25 protein-coding genes and 1 pseudogene are annotated in these 26,484 nt (G+C 67.4%); 6 read left to right on the forward strand and 20 right to left on the reverse strand.

All coding sequences use genetic code 11. The features are described 5' to 3' along the window. Window positions 1-82: 82 nt before the first annotated feature. Window positions 83-706 (forward strand): alpha-ketoglutarate-dependent dioxygenase AlkB, encoded by a 624-nt coding sequence (locus tag ASD66_RS03435; RefSeq protein WP_056681872.1) that lies wholly within the window; start codon window positions 83-85, stop codon window positions 704-706. A 7-nt stretch (window positions 707-713) separates the two neighbouring features. Here ASD66_RS03435 and ASD66_RS03440 read toward each other — a convergent pair whose 3' ends face one another. Together ASD66_RS03440 and ASD66_RS03445 are read right to left on the reverse strand one after the other, a co-directional pair. Continuing rightward, entirely contained in the window at window positions 714-1,118 is a 405-nt protein-coding gene (locus ASD66_RS03440) for a YbaB/EbfC family nucleoid-associated protein (RefSeq protein ID WP_056681876.1), read from the reverse strand. A gap of 9 nt (window positions 1,119-1,127) precedes the next feature. Beyond that, window positions 1,128-2,153, reverse strand: a complete 1,026-nt coding sequence (locus ASD66_RS03445) for a hypothetical protein (RefSeq protein WP_056681879.1) — start codon at window positions 2,151-2,153, stop codon at window positions 1,128-1,130. Window positions 2,154-2,249: 96 nt separating this feature from the next. Here ASD66_RS03445 and ASD66_RS03450 point away from each other — a divergent pair, with 96 nt between their 5' ends. Next, window positions 2,250-2,888, forward strand: coding sequence for a hypothetical protein (locus ASD66_RS03450; protein WP_056890032.1), 639 nt, complete (start codon window positions 2,250-2,252; stop codon window positions 2,886-2,888). A gap of 137 nt (window positions 2,889-3,025) precedes the next feature. Here the strand turns inward: ASD66_RS03450 and ASD66_RS03455 are convergent, their stop codons facing one another. The 15 genes and pseudogenes from ASD66_RS03455 to ASD66_RS03520 all read right to left on the reverse strand — a co-directional run bounded on the left by ASD66_RS03455 (window position 3,026) and on the right by ASD66_RS03520 (window position 19,038). Next, on the reverse strand, window positions 3,026-3,631 hold the full coding sequence (locus tag ASD66_RS03455; protein ID WP_056890033.1) for a hypothetical protein: 606 nt from the start codon (window positions 3,629-3,631) through the stop codon (window positions 3,026-3,028). Next, complete coding sequence (locus ASD66_RS03460) at window positions 3,628-4,245, reverse strand: nuclear transport factor 2 family protein (RefSeq protein ID WP_056890034.1); 618 nt, start codon at window positions 4,243-4,245, stop codon at window positions 3,628-3,630. The genes ASD66_RS03455 and ASD66_RS03460 overlap by 4 nt, the downstream gene beginning before the upstream one ends. 29 nt (window positions 4,246-4,274) lie before the next feature. Then, a complete protein-coding gene (locus ASD66_RS03465; protein ID WP_056890035.1) occupies window positions 4,275-5,402 on the reverse strand; it encodes an MlaD family protein in 1,128 nt (375 codons plus the stop codon). Further along, complete coding sequence (locus tag ASD66_RS03470; protein WP_056890036.1) at window positions 5,402-6,730, reverse strand: MCE family protein; 1,329 nt, start codon at window positions 6,728-6,730, stop codon at window positions 5,402-5,404. The genes ASD66_RS03465 and ASD66_RS03470 overlap by 1 nt, the downstream gene beginning before the upstream one ends. Beyond that, complete coding sequence (locus tag ASD66_RS03475) at window positions 6,727-7,767, reverse strand: MCE family protein (protein WP_056890037.1); 1,041 nt, start codon at window positions 7,765-7,767, stop codon at window positions 6,727-6,729. Before ASD66_RS03475 ends, ASD66_RS03470 begins: the two co-directional genes overlap by 4 nt. Beyond that, window positions 7,764-8,780, reverse strand: a complete 1,017-nt coding sequence (locus tag ASD66_RS03480) for an MCE family protein (RefSeq protein WP_235529951.1) — start codon at window positions 8,778-8,780, stop codon at window positions 7,764-7,766. Before ASD66_RS03480 ends, ASD66_RS03475 begins: the two co-directional genes overlap by 4 nt. Then, the gene (locus ASD66_RS03485; protein ID WP_056681903.1) at window positions 8,780-9,787 is read right to left on the reverse strand and encodes an MCE family protein; all 1,008 of its coding nucleotides are present in this window, start codon (window positions 9,785-9,787) and stop codon (window positions 8,780-8,782) included. The genes ASD66_RS03480 and ASD66_RS03485 overlap by 1 nt, the downstream gene beginning before the upstream one ends. After that, window positions 9,784-11,076: an MCE family protein gene (locus ASD66_RS03490; protein ID WP_056681906.1), complete on the reverse strand. Its 1,293-nt coding sequence runs from the start codon at window positions 11,074-11,076 to the stop codon at window positions 9,784-9,786. Before ASD66_RS03490 ends, ASD66_RS03485 begins: the two co-directional genes overlap by 4 nt. After that, window positions 11,073-11,927, reverse strand: coding sequence for an MlaE family ABC transporter permease (locus ASD66_RS03495; protein ID WP_082563818.1), 855 nt, complete (start codon window positions 11,925-11,927; stop codon window positions 11,073-11,075). The genes ASD66_RS03490 and ASD66_RS03495 overlap by 4 nt, the downstream gene beginning before the upstream one ends. Before the next feature lies 1 nt (window position 11,928). Continuing rightward, window positions 11,929-12,708 carry an MlaE family ABC transporter permease gene (locus tag ASD66_RS24880; RefSeq protein ID WP_235529999.1) on the reverse strand — a complete coding sequence of 260 codons (780 nt, stop codon included), beginning with the start codon at window positions 12,706-12,708 and terminating at the stop codon, window positions 11,929-11,931. A gap of 411 nt (window positions 12,709-13,119) precedes the next feature. Further along, a pseudogene (locus tag ASD66_RS03500) lies at window positions 13,120-13,734 on the reverse strand (ABC transporter ATP-binding protein); the annotation flags it as partial. Between the two features lie 317 nt (window positions 13,735-14,051). Further along, window positions 14,052-15,314, reverse strand: a complete 1,263-nt coding sequence (locus ASD66_RS03505) for an ATP-binding protein (protein ID WP_056681908.1) — start codon at window positions 15,312-15,314, stop codon at window positions 14,052-14,054. Window positions 15,315-15,410: 96 nt separating this feature from the next. Then, window positions 15,411-16,616: a hypothetical protein gene (locus tag ASD66_RS03510; protein WP_156388519.1), complete on the reverse strand. Its 1,206-nt coding sequence runs from the start codon at window positions 16,614-16,616 to the stop codon at window positions 15,411-15,413. Between the two features lie 150 nt (window positions 16,617-16,766). Then, window positions 16,767-17,828 (reverse strand): hypothetical protein, encoded by a 1,062-nt coding sequence (locus tag ASD66_RS03515; protein WP_156388520.1) that lies wholly within the window; start codon window positions 17,826-17,828, stop codon window positions 16,767-16,769. Between the two features lie 214 nt (window positions 17,829-18,042). Continuing rightward, complete coding sequence (locus ASD66_RS03520) at window positions 18,043-19,038, reverse strand: hypothetical protein (protein WP_056890042.1); 996 nt, start codon at window positions 19,036-19,038, stop codon at window positions 18,043-18,045. A gap of 195 nt (window positions 19,039-19,233) precedes the next feature. On the opposite strand from ASD66_RS03520, the gene ASD66_RS24350 reads away from it, so the two are divergent. Beyond that, on the forward strand, window positions 19,234-19,377 hold the full coding sequence (locus ASD66_RS24350; protein ID WP_156388521.1) for a hypothetical protein: 144 nt from the start codon (window positions 19,234-19,236) through the stop codon (window positions 19,375-19,377). Between the two features lie 263 nt (window positions 19,378-19,640). Here ASD66_RS24350 and ASD66_RS03525 read toward each other — a convergent pair whose 3' ends face one another. After that, entirely contained in the window at window positions 19,641-20,285 is a 645-nt protein-coding gene (locus ASD66_RS03525; RefSeq protein WP_056685541.1) for a hypothetical protein, read from the reverse strand. Window positions 20,286-20,346: 61 nt separating this feature from the next. Beyond that, entirely contained in the window at window positions 20,347-21,087 is a 741-nt protein-coding gene (locus ASD66_RS03530; protein WP_156388522.1) for a hypothetical protein, read from the reverse strand. 366 nt (window positions 21,088-21,453) lie between these two features. On the opposite strand from ASD66_RS03530, the gene ASD66_RS03535 reads away from it, so the two are divergent. The 3 genes from ASD66_RS03535 to ASD66_RS03545 all read left to right on the forward strand — a co-directional run bounded on the left by ASD66_RS03535 (window position 21,454) and on the right by ASD66_RS03545 (window position 25,217). After that, window positions 21,454-22,728 (forward strand): helix-turn-helix domain-containing protein, encoded by a 1,275-nt coding sequence (locus tag ASD66_RS03535; protein WP_156388523.1) that lies wholly within the window; start codon window positions 21,454-21,456, stop codon window positions 22,726-22,728. A gap of 147 nt (window positions 22,729-22,875) precedes the next feature. Continuing rightward, entirely contained in the window at window positions 22,876-24,069 is a 1,194-nt protein-coding gene (locus tag ASD66_RS03540; protein ID WP_056890044.1) for a helix-turn-helix domain-containing protein, read from the forward strand. 131 nt (window positions 24,070-24,200) lie between these two features. Then, on the forward strand, window positions 24,201-25,217 hold the full coding sequence (locus ASD66_RS03545) for an HAD family hydrolase (protein WP_200949845.1): 1,017 nt from the start codon (window positions 24,201-24,203) through the stop codon (window positions 25,215-25,217). Window positions 25,218-25,712: 495 nt separating this feature from the next. On the opposite strand, the gene ASD66_RS03550 is transcribed toward ASD66_RS03545, so the two are convergent. Continuing rightward, a complete protein-coding gene (locus ASD66_RS03550; protein WP_056685527.1) occupies window positions 25,713-26,480 on the reverse strand; it encodes an SRPBCC family protein in 768 nt (255 codons plus the stop codon). Window positions 26,481-26,484: the final 4 nt, after the last annotated feature.

Genomic DNA, 26,484 nt, shown 5'->3' on the forward strand with positions numbered 1-26,484 from the left:
TGCTTTTGGCAGGTTCCGGGGGTGGTTCAGGGACTTCCCCGACTTCGAACGCCTGTTCGATGAATCTGCTAGCCTTGCACGCATGAGCGTCGAGTTCCAGGCCAACCTGTTCGACGTGGCCACCGCGCCGTCCGTCGGTGGTCTGGCGCCTGCTCGGCGTACGACGCTCTCGCGTGGCGCCTGGGTCGACGTACGACCGAACTGGATCGCCGGCGCCGACGACGTCTTCACCGCACTGGTCGAGACGGTGCCGTGGCGCGCGGAGCGGCGCGAGATGTGGGACCGGGTCGTCGACGTGCCGCGTCTGGTCCACACGTACGGCGTGGGCGAGCCGCTGCCCCACGCCGTCCTCGGATCAGCCCGTGACGCGTTGAGTGCGCACTACCTGCCCGAGCTGGGTGAGCCGTTCGAGACCGCCGGATGCTGCTACTACCGCGACGGTCGCGACTCAGTGGCCTGGCACGGCGACACCATCGGTCGTGGACGACATGAGGACACCATGGTCGCGATCGTCTCCTTCGGCGACCCACGCAAGCTGATGCTGCGCCCGCGCGGCGGTGGACCGTCGGTGTCGTTCACGATGGGGCACGGCGACCTGCTGGTGATGGGCGGATCCTGCCAGCGCACCTGGGAGCACTGCGTGCCCAAGACGGCGCACGCGGGACCTCGCATCTCGGTGCAGTTCCGGCCCCTCAACGTGTTCTGACGACGACTCAGATCCCGTGGCGGCGCATGGCCTCCTTGGCTTCGTCCACACGCTTGTCGATGTCTGTCTCGACGTCGGCGGACCCCTGGATCAGTGACGCCACGTCGAGGTCGCTCTGCACCCCGTTCTCCGCCCAGATCTCACGCACGCGGACCGCGGCGTTCTGGGTCGCCACTCGGGAGGCCTCCACGATCGCCTCGGCCAGGTCCTCGCTGGGCATCCGCATGGCCTTCGGGTCGAGGTGTACGCCGACCAGGGAACCGGTCGCCGTCACGGTGACCTTGATGTGTCCCTCGGCCACCTCACCCTCGACCTGCAGCTCGGCCACTTCCCTTGCCACGGCCTTGGTCTTCTCGACCTGCGCAGTCATCTGCTCCAGCATGCGCTTCATGTCGGTTTCGGGCTTGATCACTGCACTCTCCTAGATGTCCGCGGCCCAGTCGATCCGGGGCAGCTGCTCGAAGTGGGGTTGGGCCTGGTTGCCCGGCTGGTTGATCTGGAAGCCGTCGGCATTGTTGGCCTGCTCGTTGAGGTTCTTGATGAGGTCGAAGACCAGGCCGCCGATGCCGATGACGGTCGCGATCGTGCCCAGGGTCAACCCCAGACCGGCCAGCTGCTTGATCGGCTGGATCACCGCGGATGCGCCGGGAATCAGCTCGAGCGCGGTGAGCGTGATCAGGAGCGCCAGGGTGCCCACGACAATGCCGAACATGAGGTCCTCGGAGGTCCCGATCGCGTCCACCACGTTGTCGAAGGTCGTCTCGACGCCCTGGAGGCTCTGGATCAGCAGGTCGAGGTTGCTGTCGTAGAGCAGCTTCCAGCTGTCGTAGGCCTCGCGGGCCGTCTCGCTGCTCGGCCAGGCGTCGTTGAGGCCGGACAGCTTGGCGGCGAGCTCGTTCTTCGCCATCTGCGAATCCATCCGGGCCGACCCCCAGGCACTGAAGGCCCGCGAGAGCGCGGCGTCGTCGGGCTGCACAACGGCCCACGCCGTCATCGCGCCGAGGGCCGTGGGCGCCAGTGCCGAGCAGCCGACGATGGTGGCGCCGGTCAACGACCACATCACCAGCAGCCCGACCTCCGCCCCGACAACGGCGATCTGGCCGCCCGTCGAGTCGCCGGTGCCGTCGATGTTGGTCGGTGGCAGCTCTGGCAGCGATGCGTTCACCGTGTTCACCGCCTCGGCCGAGCCGTAGGCGCGGGCGACATCGCCCAGGCCACGGGCCAGGTTGAGGGTCGCCTCCGTGCCCTGCTCCGTCGCCGTACCCATGAAGGCGCGCGCCCCTTCATAGCTCGAGCTGACGAACGCGCTCGGCAGGATGCCGAAGGCCAGCGGTTGCAGTGGACACTCGTTGGCCACCGTGTGGTGAGCACGTTGCACGTAGGCGTGTGGTTCAGCTGCGACCTTCTTGGCGATCGCGAGCACCTGGTCGGGATTGACTTCACCCATGGTCTGCTCCTCTCATCCGTTGCGCACGTCCTACCCCGAAGTGCGGGACCTAACCGCCCGGGATTCGAGCGCCTCGTGCGTGGGTACGGTCAGGTCATGGAATCGGGTTCGCGAACGCTCTACCGCGTGGCGACCCGGAGCGCCCTCAAGGCCCATGCCCTGGCGCTGGTGTTGCTGCTGATCGGAGCGGCCGCCCTGGTCGGTGCGGTCACGGTCTGGACGGGTGACCTCTGGACCGGCCTGATCGGGCGGAAGGAGCTGTCCGACGCCGGCGAGTGGGTGCGCACCGAACCGACGACCGCGGTGCGGGTGGTCTGGAGTCTGGGCCTCGGAGTGTGCGGCACCCTGCTGACTGCGGGAGGCATCGCAGTCGTCGTGCAGACCCGCCGCAGTACGACGGGACGCTACGGGCTGGTGGTCGGCAGCGACGGCCTCCGTGTCGAGTCGAGCACCACGAGGTTCACCACGACCTGGCAGCGAATCCAGGACGTGGCGGTTGCCGATGAGGAACCGGGACGAACCCTGGTCGTCACGTGCGCGGGGACGGACCTCGCCGACCACCTCGGACCCAAGGAGGTGGCCCGCCGCGAGCGGCAGCTGCGTGACCTCCTCCATCCGCGGGTGACCAGGGCGGAGAGCGGCGAGGTCGTCCGCTTGAGCCCGCTGAGCGCCCTGGGCGTGCGGGAGTCAGAGTTCCTGGACGACGTACGCCGCCACGTGGCCGCGCGCGACTGACGGTCTTTCGGTGGTCGAGTGCCGCCGAGGAACGAGGCGGTGCATCGAGACCAGACTCGCCTCGAAGCCACTCCCCCCGAGACGGAGTGGCTTCGAGACGGCGCTGGCGCCGCCTCCTCAACCAGCGAGGCGAAGAGTCACAGTGGGCGGAGCTGGGTGATGGTCCAGGCGCCGTCGACCTTGCGCGCCTCGATGGACAGCTGTGCGGCGGAGATGCTGGCCTCCTTGTCGTCGACCCGCTTGCTGGTCTGGTCGAGGAAGACCAGCAGCGTGGCCCTGTCGTCGTTGAGCTCCTTGACCGCAGCGGCCTGCACCTGGGCGGTGAGCACCAGCTTCTGCCCGGGCGCCTTCTCCTGGAGGTTCTTCAGGAGTACGTCGTACTCCTTGCGCGCGTCACCGGTGAGCACGTTGTCGACAATCTTCTGCGAGACCGACTGGTCGGCGTAGTCATAGCTGAGCACTCCGGTCAGCGCCCGCGACACCTCGGTCGAGACCTCGCTGGTCGCGGCCTTGTCAGTCAGCGCGTGGTTGTCGGCGGATGGCGCCTCCTCCTCGGAGTCGAGGCTCGCCAGCCAGCCGAACGCTCCGACCAGCAGGAACACCACGGCCACGACGTACAGCGCGTTGCGGCGGAGCAGTCGCTGCCATTCGCCCGGCATCGAGGCCCCGGCCGACGTGTCCACTGAGGTCTCGGTCGGTGCTTTGAAAGTGGTCTCGGTTGCTTCGTTCTTCTCGCCGCTCATGAGAGATCCACCGCCACCTGCTGGAGGTTCTCCAGCTTCCATTCACCGTCGACCTTGGCCAGATCGGCCGTGTAGCGATTGCGCTTGGGTGGCGTCTGGGCGTCTGGGTCCTTGTCGTCGATCACGGTGAGTTCGAGTGAGGCGATGACCGTCGCCGTGGTGGGCGTGATGTCCACGACCGCGGCGTCGACGACCTTGGCGGTCGAGATCGCCTTCTGCTCCTTCAACAGCTGGCGCTGCTCGTCGGTCAGGTTCACCGTCTGGTCGTAGAGCAACCCGGTGGTGACCTCCTGCCACGCCGCGATGCTCCCGTCGATGTCGCGGTAGTCGAGGGTGTTCATCACCTCGATGTCGTGCTTGGCCGCGATGAGTGCTGCGTCGCGACTGTCGCCCAGGGTGGACGCCGGCTCCTCGTTGCTGCTGTGCCACCAGGCGAAGAGCCCTGTGCCGAGTACGACGGTCGCGAGCAGCAGTGCACCGACCTGGAACCAGAACGCCTTGCCGGCCAGCGGCTCGGCACCGGAGTCCTTTGACGACGACACCGGCGACGCCGAGTCGGCAGCAGAAGCCACCGGTGCCGTCGAGTCTTCTCTGTCTTCGTCGGGCGCGGTCACGCGCTCCCCCTCCGTTGTGGACAAGGCCATCATTCCCCCATGAGTTCGGCCAGAGTGGAAGGAACACGCACGCTCATCGGTCCGCGCACGTTGGCCCCGCTGCTCGGTGCGAGCGTGCAACCCGCGTTGGTGTTGAACTTCTTGCCACCTGACGTGTCGAGGCCGGGGCGCACCGTCGTGTCGCCGTACCCCGTGGTGCAGGGCAGCGGGTCGAAGTAGGTCTGCACGAGTCCCATCTCCATGCCACTGGACTTGGTGATGGCGTAACCGACGCTGAACGCCTCGGGCATCCTGATCAACGCATCCTCGACACCGGACGCGTTGACGCCGAAGATCTGCGCGGTCGAGACCAGGTTGGCCATCAGCGCACCGATCGGGCCGCCGACCTCGTTGAAGAGCTTGCCGATCTCCTGCGAGGCGGCCGGGGTGGCGCCGATCAGGTCACGCAGCGGCTTGTCGGCGTCCTTCAGCCCGCCGGCGATCAGGCGGAGGTTGCGGCTGAACGCCTTGATCGACGCCGCCGACTCCTCCTGGGTCTTCAGCACGATCGTGGAGTTCTCGATCAACCCCTTGGTGACCAGGAAGTTGCGATCCGCGCTCTCGGCGAAGTCCTTCGAGGTCTGCACCAGCCGCGGCAGGTTTCGGTTGGCGCCCTTGGAGAAGTTGTAGGTCTCGTCGATCACCGTGGTGAGTGCGTCCTTAGGCACCGAGTTCACGAACTCGTAGCCGGTGCGCAGCAGCTCGTCGATCGACGGCGGCAGGGACGCGTCGGTGCCGACGATGCGGTCGCCGCTCTCGAGCTTCGGGCCGTCGGTCGTCTCGGAGCTGAGGTTGATGTACTGCTCACCGATCGCGGAGCGGTTCGACACCTGAACCTTCACGTCGGCCGGGATGTCGGGCGCGTCCTTGTTGATCCGCAGCGTCGCCTCCATGCCGTCGTCGGTGACCTTGAGCGACTCGATCCGGCCGACGGGTACGCCGCGGTAGGTGACCTCGCCGTTCTCGAAGATGCCGCCGGCCTGGGGCAGCGCCACGGTCACGTTGTACGACGACTTGAACGGGTCGAGTCCGACGTACCGGGCGCTCAGGTAGGTCGTGGCCAGCAACGCGATGATCACGAACGCCAGCACCTGGATCTTCATCCGTGCGGTCAACATCACTGATCACCCTCTCGGGGAGCGAGGGACGAGTCCGCCTGTGGGGACGACGAGTCCGTCGGGTCGGACGGCGAGGGGTCGGACGGCGACGGGTCGGACGACGTGGTCGGGTCCGAGGACGACGGGTCGGACGACGGGGACGGGTCGGTCGACGGGTCAGTCGGGTCTGCCGAGGGCGTCGGCACCGTCATCGTCGGCGTCGGGATGCCCGGTGCCGGCGAGTTGGTCGGCTCCAGCAGGGTCGGTGGTGCGTTCGTGTTCAGCCCCGGCGACGTGCGGGTCGCCGGTGCGGTGCCCGACACCTGCGGCCACACGCACCCGATCGCGTCGCAACCGGCCGGCAGGGTGCGGAAGTTGGTCGTGATGAACACGTTGAGGAAGTCGCCCTTGATCGCGCCCAGCACCGAGTCCGGGAACGGGTAGGTGAGCAGCATCTGCAGCGACTCCGGCAGGTCGGAGCCCGACTTGGCGAGCTGGGCCAGGATCGGCTCGAGGCTCTGCAGGTCGGCGACGATGTCGTCCTGGGCGGCGTTCAGCGTCTCGACGGTGACGTTGGAGAGTGTGTCGAGCGAGCTGAGCATCGCCACCAGCTGCTTGCGCTGGTCGACGATCACCTGCATGCCGGGGCTCAGCTCGTTGAGCGCGTTGGTGATCTTCTCCTTGTCGCCGTCGAGGGTCTCCGACAGCCTGGCGAGTCCGTCGATGGCCGCGGTGATCGACTCCTTGCGATCGTCGAGCCCGGTGACGAAGGTCTGCATCTGGCCCAGGAACGCCTTGATCTCGCCGGGTCGGCCGGTGGAGATCTTCTGCAGCTCGCGCGAGATCTGCTGGAACTTGTCGATGCCGCCGCCGTTGAGCACCATCGACAGGGCACCGAGCACCTGCTCGACCTCCGCGGCCTGCGAGGTGGCGGCCAGGCCGAGGTTGTCGCCGTCACTCAAGGAGCCAGAGGGGCCGGATGTGGAGGCGGCCGGCCGTACGAGGGCGACGTACTTCTCACCGAGCAGCGAGGTCTGCGAGAGGCGGGCCTGCGTGCCGGCGGGCAGGTCGACGTCGCTGTTGACCACCAGCTCGACGTGGGCGCTGTGGCCGTCGTCGTTGAGGGTGATCTCCGAGACGCGTCCGACGGCGACGTTGTCGACCTTGACGCTCGACTGCGGCACCAGGTCGAGGGCGTCCTCGAAGTCGGCGCTGATCTTGATCGGGTCGTCGCCGACGTCGGCGCCGCCGGGCAGCGGCATGTCGTAGGCGCCGCGGCTGATGCCGGAGCAGCCGGCGAACAGCAGCACCGAGGAGGCGGCCAGGGAGCCGAGGGCAAGACGCTTCATCGGGTCTCCCCCACTCCGGGCAGCAGGTTCGGCGGCGCGTCGGAGGACGTCCGGCTGTCGAGGCCGTTCCTCGACCACAGCGTCAGCTCGTTGAGGTTGCCGCGACCCTGCAGCGTGTTGGACTTCGGGTCGTAGGCCTTGAGGTAGTTCTGCAGCACCAGCGGGATCAGGCGCACCGACTCCTCGAGCGACTTCTTCTGATTGACCAACACCTTGGTCGGGCCGACCAGCTGGCTGACCGACGACTTCAGGTTGCCGCGGTTGTCGCGGATGAAGTCGTCGAGGATCACCAGTGCGTCGCCCAGGTTGGTGACCGCCGTGGTGAGGTCGTCGCGGTCGTCGGCGAGGTAGTCGGTGACTGCCGCGAACTGCTGGTTGACGTTGCCGACGGTGCGGTCATTGGCGACCAGCATGTCGTTGAACTTCTCCAGGTTGGTGACGGTCGAGAAGAAGTCGGTGTCGGTCTTGCTCAACGTGGCGGTCGCCTTGCTGAACTCGCTGATCATCGTGTTGAGGTTGGTGCCCTGCCCGTCGAGGTTGGCTGCGGCCACCTCGAGCAGGTCGGAGAGCGCACCGTCCTTGTTGGCTCCCTCGGGACCGAGCTTCTTCCCGACGTCGTTGAGCGACTTGTAGAGGTCGTCGATCTCGACCGGCACCGCCGTGCGCTCGCGCGGGATCTCGTCGCCGGACTCGAGCTTGGCGCCCCCGTCGTACGGTTCGGTGAGCTGCACGAAGCGGTCGCTGACCAGGGTCGGGGCGACGATCACGGCGGCGGTGTTGGCGCCGACCTCCTGGTCCTCGTCGATCTCCATGCTGACCCGCACGAGGTCGCCCTCGGGGTCGACCGCGGTGACGTGGCCGACGGGTACTCCGAGGATCTGTACGTCGGAGCCGGGGTAGAGCCCGACGGTCGACTCGAAGAGCGCCTCGACCTTGGTGGGCTCGGGCTTGAACCAGGCCTTGGCGCCGACCACGATCGCGGCGGTGACCAGTGCCAGGGCGATCACGATGACCGCGATCCGCTTGACGAGCTTCATCGTCCGCCTCCCTTGGCCGGCGAACAGTTGCGTTCGACGTCGTTGTCGAGCAGGGGTGCCTGCGAGGCGTCGAAGAGCCCGCAGATGTAGCTGTCGATCCAGCGGCCGCTGCCGGTCGCGGAGGCGAGCACCCGGTAGTAGGGACCGAGTCTGGACATGGCGGCCTCGAGGTTCTGCTGGTTGCGGTTGAGGATCTCGGAGACCTTGTCGAGCTTGGCCAGCGCGGGGCTGAGCGTCTTCTCGTTGTCCTTGACCAGGCCGCGCAGCTGGGTGCCCAGTGCTGTGGTGCCGGTGAGGAGGTCCTTGACGGTCTGGCGGCGGGTCTCGAGCTCACCGAGCAACGCGCTGCCGTCGGTGATGATCTTGGCGAACTCGGCGTTGCGGTCGGCCAGCGTGCCGGTGACACTGCTGGCCGACTGCATCAGCCCGGCCAGCTCGGCGTCGCGGCTCGACAGGGTGCGCGACAGGTCGGTCAGCCCGGTGACGATCGAGCGCACCGACTGCGGGGTGTTGCGGAACGTGTCGCTGAGCACCTGGAAGCTCTTCTCGAGCTGCGCGGTGTCGATCTCGTCGACGGTCGTGGAGAGGTCGGAGAACGCCGCGTTGACGTCGTACGGCACGGTGGTTCGCTCGACCGGGATCGGCTCGTCGAGCTCACCGCTGCCGAGCGGGTCGATCGAGAGGAACTTCTGGCCGAGCATCGTCTTGACCTTGATCGAGGCGGTGCTCTCGCTGCCGAGGTCGACGTCCTTGACCCGAAACTCGACCTCGACCACCTTGCCGTCGAGCGAGACGTCGGTGACCTCGCCGACCTTCACCCCGGCGACGCGCACCTCGTTGCCGGGGCGGATGCCGCCGGCCTCGGCGAACTGGGCGGTGTAGGTCTTGCCGCGCAGGCCGGGCAGTGCCTCGGCGTAGAACGCGCAGAGGAAGACCAGGACCATGGCGGTGATGCCGACCAGGGCCAGGACCACCTTGTTGCGTTCGGCGAACGCTGTGCGATAGCGCGTCATCATCGGCACCTTCCGGCGATCGGCTGGGCTCCGAGGTCCCCGTAGTACCCCTCGGGCATCGGGATGCGTCCTTCGATGGAGCAGAGGTAGAAGTTGACCCACGAGCCGTAGCTGGCCGCGCGTCCGATCCGGTCGAGCTTGGTCGGCAGGGTCTGGAGGAACTTGTCGATCACCGGCGCCGAGTCGTCGAGGTTCTCCGACAGGTCGCCCAGCGCGGAGATCGCACCCTTCAGCGGCTTGCGGCCCTCATCGAGCAGTCCGGCGACGCTGGTGGTCAGGTCGCCCAGCCCGTCGAGGGTGTTGCCGATCGTGACCCGGTCGCCGGCCAGGCCGCTGACCAGCTGCTGGAGCGTGGTGATCGTGGTGTCGAGCTGGCCGGACGGGTCGTTGAGCGTGGTCAGCACGTTGTTGAGGTTGGTGATCAGGTCGCCGATCACGGCGTCCTTCTCGGCGATCGTCGAGGTCAGGCTGGCCGTGCTCGACAGCAGCCCGTCGACGGTGGCGCCCTCACCCTGGAAGACCGCGATGATCTGGTTGCTCAGGTTGTTGACGTCCTCGGGGTTCAGCAGCTTGAACAAGGGGCGGAAGCCGTTGAACAGCATGGTCAGGTCGAGCGCCGGCTCGGTGGCGTCGGTGGAGAACGTGTGGCCCTCGCTCAGCTTCTTGCCCGGCTTCGTGGGCAGCTCGAGCGCGATGTAGCGCTGGCCGACCACGTTGCGGAACCGCAGCTGCGCTGTGGTGCCCTCGGTCAGGTCGACGTCGTCGCTGACCGTGAAGGTCACCTTCGCCAGCCGCTTGTCGGCCACCTCGACGTCGGAGACCGTGCCGATCTTGACGCCGGCGATGCGGATGTCGTCGCCCTTGTTGAGACTGGTCGCGTCCTCGAACATCGCGCTGTACTCCCGCGAGCTGCCACCGGAGTCGTTGCGAATCGTGGAGGCCAGGATCGCGGTCGCGAGCACGGTGACGATGGTGAACACCAGGCTCTTGATGATCGTGCTGGTCATTGGAGAACCACCTTCGTGTTCCGCAGGGCCGGGCCGAGCAGCAGGCTGGCCCAGTCGGGGTAGTCCTCGGGTGCCAGCCCCTGCGTGGGCGCCATCAGCTCGGCGATGAGCTGGTTCTCCGCCGGGGAGTTGGCCTCGCCGAGTCCCCGCGCACTCGGCGAGACCGACAGCTGTGCCGGTGCGATGCCGGGCGGTGCCGAGATCGCATCGGGCTCACCACTGGCCCGCGGCCTCGTGGTGTCGCCGGTGATGTAGGGGCAGCGCGCCTTGCCACCGGTCGAGAACGTCGGGGCGTCCTTGCCGGCGAGGTACTTGCCCCGCGAGGGCTCGATGTTGAGCCGCACGTGCAGGCCCGGCTCGTCGGTGCCTTTGCCGAGCACCTTGTCCATCGTGGGGATGAAGTTGCGCACCGCGCGGAACATGCAGGGGAACTGCGAGGCATACGGGCGTACGGCGCCCAGGGCGGCCCGCGACTTGTCGGAGAGGATCTCGATGGTGTCCTTGTTCTGGTCGAGGAACCCGTTGCTCGCGTTGGCCGCCGTGATCACGTTGGTGTAGACGTCGCTGAGCTGGGTCTGCTGGTCGACCAGCGTCTTCGAGGTCACCGTCATCGTGTTCAGCGCGTCGAGCAGGTCGGGGAACGCGTCGTTGTAGCCGTCGGCGACCGTGGCCAGGCGGGCGAAGTCCTGCGTCATCTGCGGCACCAGCGGGTTGAGCTTCTCGAGGTAGGCGCCCCACTGCGTCATGGAGTCGCCGATCGCCTCACCCTGCCCGGCCAGCATCGCGGAGAGCTCGCCGAGCGAGGCCGAGAGCTTGTCGGGCTGCAGGGTCTGCAGCAGCGGCAGCAGCTTGTCGAAGAGCTTCTCGAGCTCGACCGCCTCCTGCGACTTGTCCTGCTCGATGACGTCACCGTTGGAGAGTCCGTCACCCGGTGCGCCGGCGGCCGGCATCAGGACGACGTACCGCTCGCCGAAGAGGGTCTTGGGCAGCAGCCGGGCCAACGTGTCGCTCGACAGCGTCTTGGCGGTGTCGGGGTCGAGCGAGAGGGTCAGCGTCGCGCCACTGTCGGTGGCCTCCACCGAGGAGACCCGGCCGACGGGCACGCCGTGCACCTTGACGTCGGAGCCCTCCTGCAACGCGTTGCCGACCGCGCCGGCCTCGAGCTTGACGTCGACGGTGTCGGTGAAGGCCTTGTTGTAGACCATCAGTGCGACCACGCAGAGCAGCAGCGCGAGCGCCAGGGATCCGAGGCCGAGGCCCACGTCGGTGAGCTTGTAGGGGCGCTTCATCCGGCGATCCTCACCGTGGTCGTCGTGCCCCACATCGCCAACGACAGCACGAGGTCGAGGACGGCAACGGTGACGATGCTGCGGCGTACGGCGGTGCCGACGGCCATGCCCACCCCGGCAGGTCCGCCCTGGGCGGTGAAGCCGAGGCGACAGTGGATCAGGATGATCAGCACCGAGAAGATCAGCACCTTCACGAACGACAGCAGGATGTCGATCGGGGGCAGGAACAGGTGGAAGTAGTGGTCGTAGGTGCCGGCCGACTGCCCGTAGAAGTAGACCGTGATCAGCCGTGATCCGGCGTACGACGTGAGCAGGCCGATCATGTAGAGCGGGATGATCGCGATGAAGCCGGCGATCACCCGGGTGGTGACCAGGTAGGGCACGCTCGGCACTGCCATCACGGTGAGGGCGTCGACCTCTTCGTTGATCTGCATGGCACCGAGCTGGGCCGTGAAGCCGGAGCCGACGGTGGCCGACAGCGCTAGGGCCGCGACCAGCGGGGCGATCTCGCGGGTGTTGAAGTAGGCCGAGATGAAGCCGTTGAGGGTCGAGGTGCCGATCTGGTCGAGGGCGGCGTAGCCCTGCATGCCGACCACGGTGCCGACGAAGAGCGTCATGCCGAGCATCACGCCGATCGTGCCGCCGATGACGGCCAGTGCACCGGAGCCGAAGCTCACCTCGGAGAGCAGCCGCAGGATGTCGCGGGGGTAGCGCTTGAGGGTGGCCGGGATCCACGCCATCACCGCGCCGTGGAAGCGCAGGTCGGCGCCAGCGTTGGCGATCGGCTTCAGGATCCTGTCGAACCAGCGCGGCTCCCGCACCTTGCCCCGCGTCGCGGTGTGTTGTGCCATCTCAGGCGCCCTTTCCGGGGAACAGCTGCAGATACAGCGTGGTGACCACGAAGTTCACGAAGAACAGCAACAGGAACGTGATCACGACGGACTGGTTGACCGAGTCGCCGACGCCCTTCGGGCCGGGCGCGGTGTTGAGCCCGCGGTAACACGCGATGACGCCGGCCAGGAAGCCGAAGATGACCGCCTTGAGCTCTCCGACGTACAGGTCCTCGATCTGGGCGAGCGCGGTGAAGCTGGAGAGGTAGGCGCCCGGGGTGCCGCCCTGCACGATGACGTTGAAGAAGTAGCCACCGAGCACGCCGACCACGGAGACGAGCCCGTTGAGCAGCACGGCGGCGCCCATGCAGGCGAGCACCCGTGGCACGACCAGGCGTTGCACGGGCGAGATGCCGATGACCCGCATCGCGTCGATCTCATCCCTGATGGTGCGGGCGCCGAGCTCCGCGCAGATCGCGGCACCACCTGCTCCGGCGATGACGAGCGTGGTCACGATCGGCGCCGCCTGTTGTACGACGGCCAGCACGCTGGCCGCGCCGGTGAACGACTGCGCACCGATCTGCACGGTGAGGGTGCCGAGCTGGAGTGCGATGACCGCGCCGAACGGGATCGCGACCAGCAGGGCCGGGATCCACGACACGGAGACGACGAACCAGAACTGCTCGATCACCTCCTTCAAGGCGAAGGGGCGCCTGAAGCTGAAGCTGACCGTGTCGAGGGCCAGGGCGAAGAGGTCACCCGTGGAGTTCAGCGCACGGGTCGGAAGACTGGGACGGCGGATGGGCCGCGCTCGGTCCTTCTCCTCGTCGTCGGCGGTGTAGAGCTGCGCCGCCCCGGAGTTGACGCGTTCGCGGTGCCGCAGCCCGGCCGCACGCGGCGCCCCGGAGACCGGGGTCAGCTGGCGCGGCAGCACCTCGATGGCGCGGGCGCCGCCACCGCGCATCATCACCGCGGTGCCACCGTCGGGACCCGCAGGCCCACCCGACATCGCCGGCTCGTAGGAGTCGGGGTCGTTGGTGCGGTGGTCGGTCTCTTCGCTCATGCCGATCGGGCCCTGCGGGTCGCCGGTCATGAACTGGGAGACGACCGGGTGGTCGGTCATCAGGAAGTCCTCGCGCGGGCCGAACATGACCAGCTCGCGGCGATAGAGCATGCCGAGGTTGTCGGGCAGGGTACGGGCCAGCTCGATGTTGTGGGTGACCACGAGCATGGTCGCGTCGGTGGCGGTGTTCACCTCGACCAGCAGCTGGGCCAGGTTGGAGGTGCGCACCGGGTCGAGACCCGAGTCGGGCTCGTCGATCAGGATGATCTCGGGGTCGGTGACCATGGCCCGGGCCAGCCCGGCGCGCTTCTTCATGCCGCCGGAGATCTCGCCGGGGAGCTTCTTCTCGGTGCCGGCGAGGCCGACGAGATCGAGGTTGGTGAGCACGATCTCGCGGATCTCGGACTCCGACTTGCGGGTGTGCTCCCGAAGTGGAAAGGCCACGTTGTCGTAGACGTTCATCGAGCCGAAGAGCGCGCCGTCCTGGAAGAGCACGCCGAACTTCTTGCGCAACGCCAGCCGCTTCGACTCCTTGGCGGTGACCATGTCGACGCCGTTGACCAGGATCTGGCCCTCTTCGGGTTCGATCAGGCCCATCACCGACTTGAGGAAGACCGACTTGCCCGTGCCCGACGGTCCGAGCAGTGCCGTGATCTCACCGGGCGGAAGGGTGAGGGTGACGTCGTGCCAGATGTTCTGGCGACCGAAGCTCTTGGTGAGTCCGGTGACCTCGATCAGTCCGCCCATGGTGGTTCCCCTGCTCATCGCTTTGTCGGCGCACGCCGGTGTCGGCGGCTTCAGGTGGGCGGAAACGACCGTGGGTCCCCCGCCACGACAGACCCTGCTGTGTGGCGTGGCTCATACGCAAGCACCTGGACCCGACTGGCAGCGAATGGCTGGAGAAGTTGTCACGCGGGTGACAAGAACGGGTGGCGGCGACCTGCTGGGCACGCGCGTACGCCGAGCAGAGGGTCGGCCGCGACCGCGCGCGGGTGACAGCCCGACGGTCCTCGAGAGTTGCAGTTCGTACGCCTAGCGGCACCGAAGTGGTACGAACTGCAACTCTCGCATCACCCTCTTCGTCACGGAGCCAAGGCTCCTACGGGAACCACTGCGATGCCATCCGGTCGGCGATAGCCATATGTGCCGTTCGTGATGACCCCGAGCACGGTGGGCGCGCCACTCCTCTGACTGTCGATCGAGGCGGCGAACCGACTCAGCGACGCCGCGGCTTCATCGACGCGTTCCGGACCCAGCTTGACCTCGAAGGCGCCCCATCGCCCGTCGGGCAGTTGCACGATCAGATCTGCCTCGACTCCGTTGGAGTCCCGGTAGTGAGAAATCGTCGCCCCCAGCGGTGCCGTCAATGCTCGAAGGTCTCTGATCACCATCGACTCGAAGATGAAGCCGGCAAAGTTCAGATCCGCCATCAGCCTCTCCGGACTGGCGGCGAGCGCGGCCACTGCGAGCGACGGATCTGCGAAGTGACGCTTCGACTCCTTCCGCAATGTGGCCCTCGACCGCAAGTGCGGCGACCACGCCGGAACGTCTTCGATGAGCATCAGACGCTCGAGCGCCGAGAGGTAGTCATAGATCGTTGTGCGGGCGAGCGGCGTCTCGCGCCCATCACCTCCCGTGGTGTCACGGGCGAGCACCGAGATCTTCACCTCCGTCGCGGTGTTGCGTGCGAGCGACTCGATGAGCCGACCGAGGCGTGCCGGGTCTCGGGAAGCGCCTGCGACCGATGGCACGTCCACCTCTCGGGCATTCGCGAGGTAGTCGATGTTGCTCTGGGCGGCCGCGTCGACCGACCGCCCCAGATTGATCGGCCATCCACCGACGACGAGCAACTCCAAGAGTTTGTGGATGGAGATTCCGGGATCGCTGCACGGCGTCATCTCGCCTGACATCAGGGCTCCCACGGACACCTCTTCGGTCGACAGGCCCATCTCGAACAAGCTCATCGGGCGCATGCGGAGGCGACTTATCCGACCAGCGCCGGAGTGACGAGTCACGTCGTCGCGAGGAGTCGCGGATCCAGTGAGGACGAATTGCCCAGGTAACTGCCTGTCGTCAACTTCACGACGCACTTTGTTCCACAGCAGCGAGCCGCCGAGTTGCCACTCGTCGACGAGCCTCGGAGCAGTTCCACTCAGGATGATTGCGGGATCCACGGCAAGCGCTTCTCGCGCACCGAGGTCGACGTCAAGGAGCACCTCGCTCGCGCAGACCCGTTTCGCGGTCTGCGTCTTGCCGCAGGCCTTGGGTCCCTCGATCAGGACGGCACCGGCACTCGCCAACCTGTTCTTCAGTGGCCCGTCGATGACTCGAGGTAGGTATGCCATGCGAACCACGCTACAGTTTGAGGCCAACTCAGGCTACAGAATATGGGGGTTTCAGGCTACAAACTGTGGATCTGCTCGCAACGAGACCGCGACGGCCTAGCTGGTGCTCGTGGTCTCCGGAGCGGGCTCGGTGGGCGACTCGGTCGGCGGATCCGTGGTCGGCGGATCGGTGGGGCAGTCCGTCGAGGGCGGGTCGGATGGCGGGTCCGTGGGTGTCTCCGGGTCCGTGGGCGACGGGCACTCGGTGGGAGGCTCCGGATCCGTGGACGTGGGCGGGTCGCTGGGCGTGCCCGGATCCGTCGCGGGGTCGGACGGCTTTACGGGCCCGGCGGGACGGGTCGTGCCGTCGCCGTCCTTGTTGTCACTCCCCTGCTCGCGCCCGGGCTTGTGGTCGTCGGACTTCTCTGCCGTGCGGGCCGCAGGAGTGTCGCAGTCACACACCGCCGGCATGTTGTCAGGAATCTCCACGCCACCCGGCGGGGTGTAGTCCGGCACCTTCGAGGCCTGCTTCTCGTAGCGCTTCTGCAGCGCCAGCACCGTGCTCACGAAGCGTGGCGCCCGGTGGTACGTCGCGAGCGCCCGGCGCAGCTGGGCCGGCTGCCTGAGTTTGCGGCCGTCGGCACACAGGAACACCGCAGCCCCCAAGGCGGCGTCGTCGATGTCTTGCGGGTTGCGTCGCTGGTCACCGTCGGCGTCGACCGCCACGGTGCTCCAGGTGCTCGGCATCAGGGCGAGGGCGCCGACGGGCGCGTCCCAACGCTGGTTGCGGTCGAGGGTGCCGGCGTCGGTGTCGGCGAAGGAGCCCAGACCGCGTCGGCCGTTGAGCACGTGACCGACGATGGCCGGCCTGGCGACCCCGACCTTGGTGAGCCGGTGCTCGAGCTGCGCCCCGCGGGAGTGGTTGGACTCGACCCGACCGATGGCCGCCAGAGTGAGCCAGTCGAGCTGGCACGACGACGCGGCGTTCATGACGGCACTCGCGCGCTGGTACGCCGCCACCGCGACCTCTGGCGCCTTGGCGATCGAGCCGGGGTAGGACGTCGGGCCGCCGACGGCCTCTCGGCGTACGTGCGCATTGGCCTGCACCTCGGCGCCGTCAACGCGGGCCGCCTCGAGCGCCGCCGGGAGCACCGCGACGCCGTCGGTCGGCGGCGACTGCGACGACTTCTGAGGTTGGTCACCCTCGGAGATCATCACCGCGGCGCCAGCGACACCGGACGCTCCGGCAATCACGCACGACAGCGCGATGGCCGCAGCACGCGCGCGGGTCGAGAGCGGACGTCGCCGAATACCGAGATGCATGCGCTGTTCCCCAGAGGTGGTGTCGGAGGTGGTGACCATGAGTCAAGGTGCTCGCGGAGAGGAGTGCCACACCTTGGCAAGACGTACTTTCACCAGACGCAAGAAGTTGTCACCGGCGTGACAAGTTCTGGACTTGGCCGGGCACGAGGTTCACGGCGTCTCCCCGTCCGGCAGCGGCGGCATCTCCGGCGCGGCCGGGGCGGGCAGCGGGCAGCGACTGGGCGAGTCGCACTTGAGGAGGTCGTCGGGGTCATAGGGCGTGAACATCGGACCACCCTGGTTCACGCGAACGGGGTTGTTGGGGCCGGATGCCATGGCGGTCACCAGCGGGCTGAGGTCGTCACCGCCCGAGCCGCAGCCGATGAAGGGAGGGATGTCGACACCACGCGGATCGGGAATGCTCTTTCCGTTCAGCTCCTGGTAGTAGGGAGAGTCGAGCGGGCCGGTGGACCCGCGCAGCGGGTCTCCGTTGCGGTCGACGACGCCTTCATACTGCCCCAGGGACCCGCCCTGCAGAGGTATGTACGGCTTGACACCCCAGAGCCACACATCGGCTGGGTGCGCGGCCCGGCACGAGGGACCTAGGTCGACCGGGACGCCGTCGACCACCAGGTCACTGAGGCTGATCTGCACCTGCCCTGCGATCAACGTTCGAAAATAGCTGTTCGCCGTCGGGCCGTCACAGCCGGGGAAGTTGGTCGCGCCCGTCACCCACGTCGCCACCGTCCACGGCTGAATCGCCCCGTTCTTGCGGACCATCTTCATGCTCAGCGTTGCCGTGGCGGGGATGGACCCGAACGCCACGAGTCTGACCGTGGTGTCGGGCAGAGCACCGACCTCCTTGGGCTTGCCGTCGTCTGTGATGGTGACCACGGTGAGGTCTGAGAGGTCGATCCGGGTCTTCTTGTATTGATCGACCGGCACCGTCGCGCAGGGCACGGGGCCAAAGGGCCAGTCGACGTTTGCCACGCGCGCGCTGTAACGCGTGGGATTCTCGATCGGATCGTTGAAGCGCGCATAACGGAGGATCCCGATGATCGGGTTGTCCGGTCCGAGGGTGATGTAGGTCTTGGACCGGCGCGAGACCGCCCCCTGGGTCGACGACACCACCCCCGCAAGGACATACCCCTCACCCGTCGGCAGGTCATCAGCTGCCGCCTGCCCTTCGGTGCGGTTGGGCTCGTCGCTCTGGACGGCACCGCTGGGTAGCACCAGGACGCTGCCGACCAGGACAACGACAGCAACGACCGTACGGCGAGCACGTGACCCGATTCGTGGGCGAGGTAGGCGCATGGACAGCTCCCGGGAGCAGGTGGACAGTTGGTCAGATGCTGAGCGGGACCGCACGTCGCTGCGGTCTGCAGCGATCGCGGCCGTGGTTCACGCAGGTGTTGTCATCTCACTCATGTGGTTCGCCGCCCCGACATCACTCGTCGCCCTCCGGAAGCGGAGGGTTGGCCGGAACGTCCGGAATCACGTCCTTGGGGCACACGTTGCTGCAGGTGCCGAGGTCGTCCAGGGGCAGTTCGTCAAATGAAGCCATCGGGCTCTGGACCGCGCGGACGGGGTTGTTGGGTCCGGACGCCATGGCGCTGACTATCGGGCTCAGGTCCTCGCCACCGACGCCGCAACCCGTGAACGGTGGAATCGTAATCCCCGTGGACGCTGGAATCTGTTGGCCGTCGAGTTCCTGGTGGTAGGGCGAGTTCAGTGGGCCCAGCGAAGGACCATGAAGACCGTCGTAGGCGGCCAGAGTTCCTCCACCGCCAGGTGTGTAGGCACCCTCATTCCACATCCGCAGGTCGACAAGGCTCTCGGTTCGGCACGATTTCCCGAGGTCGACTGGCACCCCGTCCACCGTCAAGTCACTGAGCGTCACCTCAAGTTGCCCCTCGACCATGGTGGTCGTCGGAGGGGTTGAACTCGGATCGCAGCCCTTGATCTTCCCATCCCAAATATTTGCGGTGAAAGGGCGGAGCTTGCCGTTCAGCTTGGGCTGCCGCAAGGTCAACGTCGCGGTCGCCGGGATCGAGCCGAAGGCGACCAGGTTGACGGGCACCCGGGCCACGAGCCCAGCGTCCACTCCCCCGGACGTGAGCGGCGAGACCGCGTAGATCGCCACGCGCAAGAGACTGCCCTGGTTCATGGTGGTGGGATCAGATGGATCGGCGCAGTCGGGTTGATCGAACGGGTTGACGACACACGGCCGGCCGCGGATGCACAATGCCGCATAGGACACCGGGTTCTCGATCGGAGTGTTGTACAAGCCTTGGTAGAGGCCGCCCCAGATTGGTGAGTCAGGACCAATCGTGATGAACATCTTGGACGCCCGAGCGGCGGCCGTCTGTGTCAACGTGACGAGGCCCTGGGTCAAGGCGATCTTCTCTTGAGGAAGGTCCTCCGAACCTGGCAGCCCGCTCATGACAGTGGCTTCGGCCTGTGCCGGGGTTGCAGCTTCGTGTGACTCATCGGCGGGTGCCGCACTCGAGGGAAACGTCAAGGCACCGAGGAGTGCGACGCATGTCAGAGCAGCCGTGCGGTGGTATCGCCTTGTTCTGCGCGAGAGCATGAACGGGGTTCGCACGGTCTGTGGCCCTCCTGGCCTCGAATGGGGCGGATGAAGCACATCACCATTCCGATGATGCAGTTCAGGTCCAGTGTCGATAGTGGTGCTGGCACCAGTGAAGGTGATCCAGATGACGCGCGCTACTCGTTGGCAGAGCCGATCTCTGTGCAGCGCCGGAAGTTGTCACCGACGTGACAAGTTCTGGTCGGTCACGGGTTCGCAATCGCTGTCGGGTCCCCAGCCTTCGTCCACGAACCCGAGGCCTCCGTCGGTCGTCGGGCCCGGAGGAACTGAAGTCAGGCAAAGAAGGCCGACGACGCCGTGCGAACGCGATCAACGCAGCTGCCCTCGGGTTGGCTTCTTCACGGATTCCCTGTGGTTGTCACCCACACGAGAAGCCGGTGGTGCAGGTCGCGTCATGCGACCTGCACCACCGGCTTCGGATCAGGCCGTTGTCGTCACGGGTTGGTGATGGTCAACCCGCTGGTCGTCCAGTAACCGCCGACGTCGATCGGGTCACCGAGCTGGACGTCGAGCAGAAGGCAGGTCGAGCCCACCGGGGTGCTGGAGATCTCGAGCTCGATGTTCGGGTCCGTGGCGTACGCCGTGGGGGTGAACCGCTGGTTGGTCTCGTTGAACGTGCCGTCCACTGAACCAGCCACGTCGAAGGTGCACCCTGCTGCGGTCACGTCCGCGTTCACGTCGTACAGCGTTGCAGGGGAGACGCCACTCACCTCGTCGCCAGTGATCTTCACCTTCCAGGTGCCGGTGGGCGTGACCGTCGTGGCGCCAGCGATCGGGTTCGTGCACCCGCTGGAGGTCAGGGATCCGAGGCTGCCGGCCTCGGCACCCATGAGCCTGCTGACGCCGTTGTTGGTGACCGTGCCAGTGAGGTTGAAGGTGGTGCAGGTCAGCGTCTGGCTTGCCGGGATGTCCGTGAAGCTCACGTTGGTGCCCGTGAAGGTCACGGCCGCGCCGGAGTTGCTGCTGGTCGGCGTGTAGTTGGTTGCCAGTGCGTGCGCCGGGCCGGACATCGCGAGGACAGCTGCTCCGACAGCGGAGGTTGCGACCAGGCCTGTGGCCAGCTTGTTGCGCTTCATCATCTGTTTTCTCCTTGGGTTGGATGTTGCCGGGCTGTGCAGATTCGTCAGGTGAGGCTTGGGGCTAGAGGCCGTCGCCGTTGCGCGGGTTGCTGAGGTTCAGCTCAAGCGTGTTGTTGCTGCCAGGAACCAGCGCGTTGATCGGCACCGACCCGAACCACGGGAAGAAGCCGGGGATGTCGAAGAAGTTCAGCGGCGTACAGCCGGTGAAGTTGCCGATCGTGTAGTTGGCCACGAGCGGGCCACCTGCATTGATGGTGAAGTAGCCGGTCGGCGGTGTGGTGTTGCTGATCGGGCTCTTGGCATTGATCGTGGCCGGGTTGATCGTGTGGCAGTTGCTGCCCACGGCCAGCGGCCACCAGACGCCGAACACCTTTGCCTCGACGTTGCTGAGCCTGATGTCGTACTTGACCTGCGTGTCCAGGCTCAGCGCTTGGCGAGGCGAGGGCAGCTTGGTCAACGTGCCCGTGACCGGGCCTACCTGGGTCATTGTGACCCTTGCCCGCGACGGGATCCCGAAGATGTCGAAGTTCATCACCTTGCTGGGGATCGTCAACGTTCCATCGACGATCTGTGCCGTCACCAGATCCATCACGACCTTGATCTCGGTGGGCCCGAGAGCCAGGTCTGCGTCGACCTGCGCGCCGACGTGAGTGGAGCCGACCGCGTCGTAGATGACGCTCAGGGTGGGATTCTCGTCCTCGGCCTGCGCGGACGGCGCGGCCGCAACGAGCAGCATGGACAGGACGGCGGCGGCTGCCATCGCGAGGCGAGAGCGCCGTCGTGGCGCCAACTGAGATTTCACGGATTCCCCTGTGGTTCGAGACTGACGCGATGCCGGCCTTCTGCGGACCAAGGCCACACTCGCGATGACATCGCCATTCAGGTGGATCCGTGCTCACGGCGACAACCCCGGCCCCGACATTGGCTCCGAACTGGGCCGAAAACTGTCAGATAGGTGACAGTTTCTGCGTCGCCCGGGGCTGGCCGATCACGCATTGGGGGGAGAAGAACTTGTCACGTGCGTGACAAGTCTCCCGACCAAGTTCGCTCCACGTGCCCGACAACCTTTACGTGCGCGCCGCCGACGCATTCACTGTGCTCGGGAGAACCATTTGACGGTGCCCCTCGCTCCCAGGAGCGCGTGGTCCGTCGTGCGGGAGGAGAAGTGATGTCGCTGCCAACGCCGAGCCCCACACAGCGAGTCGGAGGTCGCCTGCCCCAGGCACGAGCACCGCGCCTGACCATCGCGGCGCCACCTCCCTCGATCACGCCGGAGATGGTGGCGATCTACCGCCCTCGCGCTGTCGAGCTCACCCGCCGCATCGCCGAACGCATCAGCTGCGACGTCGTGGGCTTCCGCGATCCGCGCCTCCGCGACCTCATTACCCAGGCAATCGACTCCGCCGTGACCCTGTTCGTCGACGCCCTCGCCGGCGCCCCCGTGCGTGGCGCCTCCGTGGCCGCGGCCTACCGGCGACTCGGGAGTTTGGAGGCAGAGGCCGGTCACGACCTCGACGCGATGCGGGCGGCCCACCAGATAGCCACCCAGGAGTCGTGGGATGACCTCCGCACTCTGGCCCGTGAACTCGACCTTCCGCTGGTCGCGGTCGACCACCTCATGCACGCGCTGTTCGACTACCAACGACAGCTCCTCGAGCACGCGCTCCTCGGGTTCGGCGCACCTCGGCGCACGCCCGACGTACGACTCCGGCTGTTGACGGCGCTGGCCACCGGTGCGGACGACGCCGACGTACGCGCCCTCGCGCAGCGAGTGGGCTGGACGATCCCCGACCTCGTCGCGGTCGCGGTGGCGGGCGACCCTTCCCCTGCAGCATTCACCGCACCGTGTGGCGCCGTACTGGTCGGGACGTACGACGGCGCACTCGTGCTGCTCGGTGCACCCGACGACGTGGAGCAGCAGGCCCGCGTCATCGCCACCTCCCACGGCCCGGTCGCGATCAGCTGGGGAGTCGAGCCGGACGCGTCAGCACATGCCCTGCGCTGGGGACTCCAGACCCTGAAGCTCGTCGCCGATCGGATCATCGATGCGCCCGGCGACGGCGTCGTCTGGTGTGAGGCCCACCAGGCCGAGCTGTGCCTGCATGCCGACCCCGTGCTGCGCCGCTGCGCCGATGAACAGGTGTTGGCGCCACTGCTGGCCGAGACCCCGAAACGACGCGCGGCCCTGGCCGAGACGATGCTGGTCTGGCTGCAGACCGGGCACACCGCACCCGCTGTGGCTCGCCTCCTGAAGGTGCACGAACAGACCGTGCGCTCGCGTCTCAAGCACATCAAGCACCTGTTCGGCGATCGCCTCGACGATCCGGCGGAGACGGTCGGCCTGTTGACGGCGCTGGAGTCGATGACGCCACGCTGGCTGCGCGAGCCGGACGACGGACGTCGTCGTACGGCGGTACTGGTGCAGAGCGTTCGTCGCCGTTGACCACCACCACCGGACACGGTAGGCATGTGCGCAGCGCCCATCGCCCGACGAACCGTCGGGACGACGTCACTGGAGGGCGCCACGACCGGGGGCGGGGAGCATGCAATGACGGGGGTTGACCCGGGTCAGCCAGTCACGATCTCAGCGGTGCAACTGGCGCGCCTGTTCCGGCCGATGATGCCGTCACTGGTCTCCGAGATCGTGGCGACCATCCACGGACAGATCGACCGCTACGGCCAGTCGACCACCGGACGGCGGCACCAGCTGATCGAGTTCGCGGTGTCGAGCGCGATCAACGAGTTCCTGGAGAACCTCGAGAACCCGACGATGACGGGCCGTCGCGCCGACGAGCTCTTCCGGCGGATGGGCCACGGCGAGGCCATGGACGGGCATCCGCTCGAGGCCATGCAGACCGCCTTCCGCCTCGCCACGCAGGAGTCGTGGGAGTACCTCCGCTCCTTCGCGATCGAGAACCAGCTCTCGGCGGCGGCGCTGGCCAACCTGGGCGACGCGCTCTTCGCCCACATCGACCACCTCGCCGAACAGGCCCGGCTCGGCCATGTCGGCGCACTGAAGGCGCTCGACCGCGACCAGGGAGTCGCCACCTCGCGGCTCCTGGAGGGCCTGCTCCGTGGCGACGGCACTGCCGAGCTCGAGCACCAGGCCTCACTGGCAGGTTGGGAGCTGCCCAACGAGGTCGTCGTGCTCAGCGTCCAGACCCAGCGCAACGCCGACGCGCTCTCGCTCGACGACCTGACCCCGTGGTGCCTGGTCGGCTCCGACCCCACGGGGCGGGTGCTGGTCACCGCGCAGGAGCGCAGCGACGAGGTCCTGACCCGGCTCGACAAGGAACCGCTGGTCAAGGCGATCGCGATCTCCTGGCCGGTCGCGATCACCGAGGCTCGCAGCGCCTACCGCTGGGCGACGCGCGCGGTGCGCCTCGCACTACGCGGCGTGATCCCCTCGGAGCGGGTGATCCGCTGCGAGGACCACCGCACCCAGCTCTGGCTGCACGCCGAGCCGACGCTGCGTCAACAGCTGTGCCAGGAGCTGCTGCCGCCACTGCTGGCCGAGACCCCCAACTCGCGCGAGATCCTCTCCGAGACCCTGCTGGTCTGGCTTGAGACACGAGACAGCGCTCCCGCCATCGCTGCCAAACTGGGCGTGCACCCGCAGACGGTTCGCTACCGGTGGAAGCGCATCAACGAGCTGTTCGGCGAAGACCTCCACGACCCGGATTTCGTGACCACGATGACCATGTTGCTCAAGGCCAGCGTCCCGCTCTGGAAGGCGGGCGACCAGAGCGACTTCGAACGCTTCCGCGCGGACGAGGAGGAGTGATGACCTCTCTGAATCGCCGCTCTTCTTCTGTGTCTTCGGGCCTTCCGACGGTCGCCGTACTGTCGACCGTCTGTGCGGCTGTGGTGGCTCTCGGCCTCGCGTGGACCATCCTGGACGACGCTTCCGCTGGCATGCGGGTCGCCACCTCCGCGTTGCTGGCGGCGTTCCCGCTGGGCTACCTGTTGTCGGCGTGGCTGCCGCTGCGCCTCGCTGTACGACGCGGGGCCGCTGTCGGGCTGCGCCTCACCGAGCCGGCGCTGCACACGGCCCAACGGATCACGGTGATCGTGCTCGACAAGAGCGGCACGATCACCGCGGACGAGCTCGCCGTCGTCTCCGTCGACCCGGTCGAGCCCGACCACGACCGCAACCTGCGGTGGTTCGCCGGCGCCCTCGAGCACTCCGCCGAGGACCCGGTCGGACGTGCCATCGCCAAGCTCGCCGGACGCGGACACCTCACCGACGTCGTGCAGACCCCCGGGTTCGGGATCAGCGGATCCGTCGACCGGCACCCGGTGCGGGTCGGACGCCCCGACTGGATCGGGCTCGACCACGTCGGCGGGGACGGCACCACCGTCGCCGTCGAGGTGGACGCCCGGGCACTGGGCCACATCACCGTCGACGACGTGGTCCGCGAGGACGCCCTGGCCTCCGTCGACCGACTGCGCACACTCGGCCTCGCGCCGGTGCTTGTCTCTGACGGCACCAGCCACAACACCGAACGACTGGGTGTTGCCGTCGGCATCGACGTGCTGCATGCCGAGGTCGCGCCCGAGAAGCGGGCTCGCGTGGTGACCGAGCTCCAGGAGGCGGGTCAGGTGGTCGCGATGGTCGGGCCGTCCCCTGCGAATGCCGACGCGTTGGAGGTTGCCGACCTGGCCGTGTGCTCAGGGCCAGCGCCGGGCCCGTCGTCGATCGGGCTCGACACGCTGGCGGTCGACGCGGTGGCCGGCGCGTTGTCTCTCTCGCGGACTGCCCTGTCGGTGATACGCACCAACCGGGTCATCGGTCTCGTCACGCCTGTGGTCGGACTCGTCGGCGCCGGGCTCGGTGTGCTCAGTCCCCTGCTGGGGTTGGTGTTCGGCGTCGTGGCGGCCCTGCTGGTCGTCGGGAACTCCCTGCGCCTGCGGGCTGCCGCCAAGCTCTGACCTGATCGGGCTGGTGACCCGGTCTCGATACGCTCGCTGGCGCTCGCTGCTTGACCAACGAAAGCTCCGCTGTGCGAGTGCCGCCGAGGGACCTTCGGTGGTCGAGTGCCGCCGAGGGACGAGGCGGTGTATCGAGACCACACCGCGAAGGCTCCGCCGGTCGACGCTCGCCACTCGGCCAACGAAAGGCGGGACGGCATTTCTTGTCACGTAGGTGCCAAGTTTGAGGTTGTTTGTCAGTGCGTTGGACGTTTGCCCTTGCCGTGCGGTTGTCGTACTGGCTCAATCGTTGTCACGGGCCGCCTCTCCCTCCCAAGAACTGGCGGCGCCCACGGTCTGCATCAGCCCGCATACCTGATGCCTGACCGGCCAAGGAACGCTCGCGGGCCCGCCTACCCCACTCCACCCGGCCGGCCCGCGGGCGTTCATCTCGCGGCGTGGTCTCGAGATGGGTTCCGAGGAGGCGAGGGACGAGCCGTCTCGAAGGGCGCTCGTTCAGCAGCAGCGGCGGCGGGTGATCCAGACGACCAGGGCGAGTACGCCGAGGGCGGCAGCCAGCTGCTTGCCGTAGGTCTTGAGCAGGATCGGCAGCACGGTCGCACCGAGGTCGAGTGCGTCGTCCGAGCCGGAGGAGCCCGAGGATCCGGAGGACTCGGCCTTGTGGCGCGACGGCGTACTCGCCTGTGGGGCGGGCGCGGCCGAGCTCTCCGCGGCGGGCGCCGACGCCGGACCAGCGTCCGGGTCGCCGCCGGGTGCGGAGACCGCCGCAGCACCCGTCGGCACCGAGGCCGGTTCGGAGTCCGCGTCTGGCTCGGGCGTGCCGCCGACCTTCGTCTTCAGGCAGTCGACGAACTGGCCCAGCAGCTTGTCGCTGATGTCCTGGATGACACCGCGGCCGAACTGGGCGGGCTTGCCGGTGATGTTGAGGTCGGTGACCACCTCGACCCGGGTTTCGCCGGGGCCGGCTTCGCTCATGGTGGCCACGACGTCGGCGCCGGCGGTGCCGTTGCCGCGCTTGTCCTTGCCCATCGCCTTGATCTTCATGACGCCGGCGGACTCGTCCTTCTCGGTGAACGAGCCGGATCCGTTGTAGACAAGGGCGATCGGGCCCAGCTTCACCTTGCAGCTGCCGGTGAACGTGTCGCCCTCGAAGGACGTGACCGTGGCGCCCGGAAAGCATCCGGCCACCGACTCGATGTCGTTGAAGGCGGCCCAGGTCTCGGCGCGCGAGGCGGGCACGGTGAACTCGTGGGTCAGCTGCACGGGC

The sequence above is a fragment of the Nocardioides sp. Root151 genome, assembly GCF_001427925.1.
Classification (GTDB): domain Bacteria; phylum Actinomycetota; class Actinomycetes; order Propionibacteriales; family Nocardioidaceae; genus Nocardioides.

Coding starts and splice junctions, on each gene's coding strand:
- ASD66_RS03545 (WP_200949845.1), top strand. CDS start 24,201: ATGCGGGTCGCCACCTCCGCGTTGCTGGCGGCGTTCCCGCTGGGCTAC.
- ASD66_RS03490 (WP_056681906.1), bottom strand. CDS start 11,076: ATGAAGCGCCCCTACAAGCTCACCGACGTGGGCCTCGGCCTCGGATCC.
- ASD66_RS03475 (WP_056890037.1), bottom strand. CDS start 7,767: ATGAAGCTCGTCAAGCGGATCGCGGTCATCGTGATCGCCCTGGCACTG.
- ASD66_RS03505 (WP_056681908.1), bottom strand. CDS start 15,314: ATGGCATACCTACCTCGAGTCATCGACGGGCCACTGAAGAACAGGTTG.
- ASD66_RS03480 (WP_235529951.1), bottom strand. CDS start 8,780: ATGACGCGCTATCGCACAGCGTTCGCCGAACGCAACAAGGTGGTCCTG.
- ASD66_RS03535 (WP_156388523.1), top strand. CDS start 21,454: ATGTCGCTGCCAACGCCGAGCCCCACACAGCGAGTCGGAGGTCGCCTG.
- ASD66_RS03450 (WP_056890032.1), top strand. CDS start 2,250: ATGGAATCGGGTTCGCGAACGCTCTACCGCGTGGCGACCCGGAGCGCC.
- ASD66_RS03525 (WP_056685541.1), bottom strand. CDS start 20,285: ATGATGAAGCGCAACAAGCTGGCCACAGGCCTGGTCGCAACCTCCGCT.
- ASD66_RS03520 (WP_056890042.1), bottom strand. CDS start 19,038: ATGAGCGGGCTGCCAGGTTCGGAGGACCTTCCTCAAGAGAAGATCGCC.
- ASD66_RS03445 (WP_056681879.1), bottom strand. CDS start 2,153: ATGGGTGAAGTCAATCCCGACCAGGTGCTCGCGATCGCCAAGAAGGTC.
- ASD66_RS03455 (WP_056890033.1), bottom strand. CDS start 3,631: ATGAGCGGCGAGAAGAACGAAGCAACCGAGACCACTTTCAAAGCACCG.
- ASD66_RS03510 (WP_156388519.1), bottom strand. CDS start 16,616: ATGCATCTCGGTATTCGGCGACGTCCGCTCTCGACCCGCGCGCGTGCT.
- ASD66_RS03470 (WP_056890036.1), bottom strand. CDS start 6,730: ATGAAGCGTCTTGCCCTCGGCTCCCTGGCCGCCTCCTCGGTGCTGCTG.
- ASD66_RS03495 (WP_082563818.1), bottom strand. CDS start 11,927: ATGGCACAACACACCGCGACGCGGGGCAAGGTGCGGGAGCCGCGCTGG.
- ASD66_RS24350 (WP_156388521.1), top strand. CDS start 19,234: ATGAAGCACATCACCATTCCGATGATGCAGTTCAGGTCCAGTGTCGAT.
- ASD66_RS03465 (WP_056890035.1), bottom strand. CDS start 5,402: ATGTTGACCGCACGGATGAAGATCCAGGTGCTGGCGTTCGTGATCATC.
- ASD66_RS03485 (WP_056681903.1), bottom strand. CDS start 9,787: ATGACCAGCACGATCATCAAGAGCCTGGTGTTCACCATCGTCACCGTG.
- ASD66_RS03435 (WP_056681872.1), top strand. CDS start 83: ATGAGCGTCGAGTTCCAGGCCAACCTGTTCGACGTGGCCACCGCGCCG.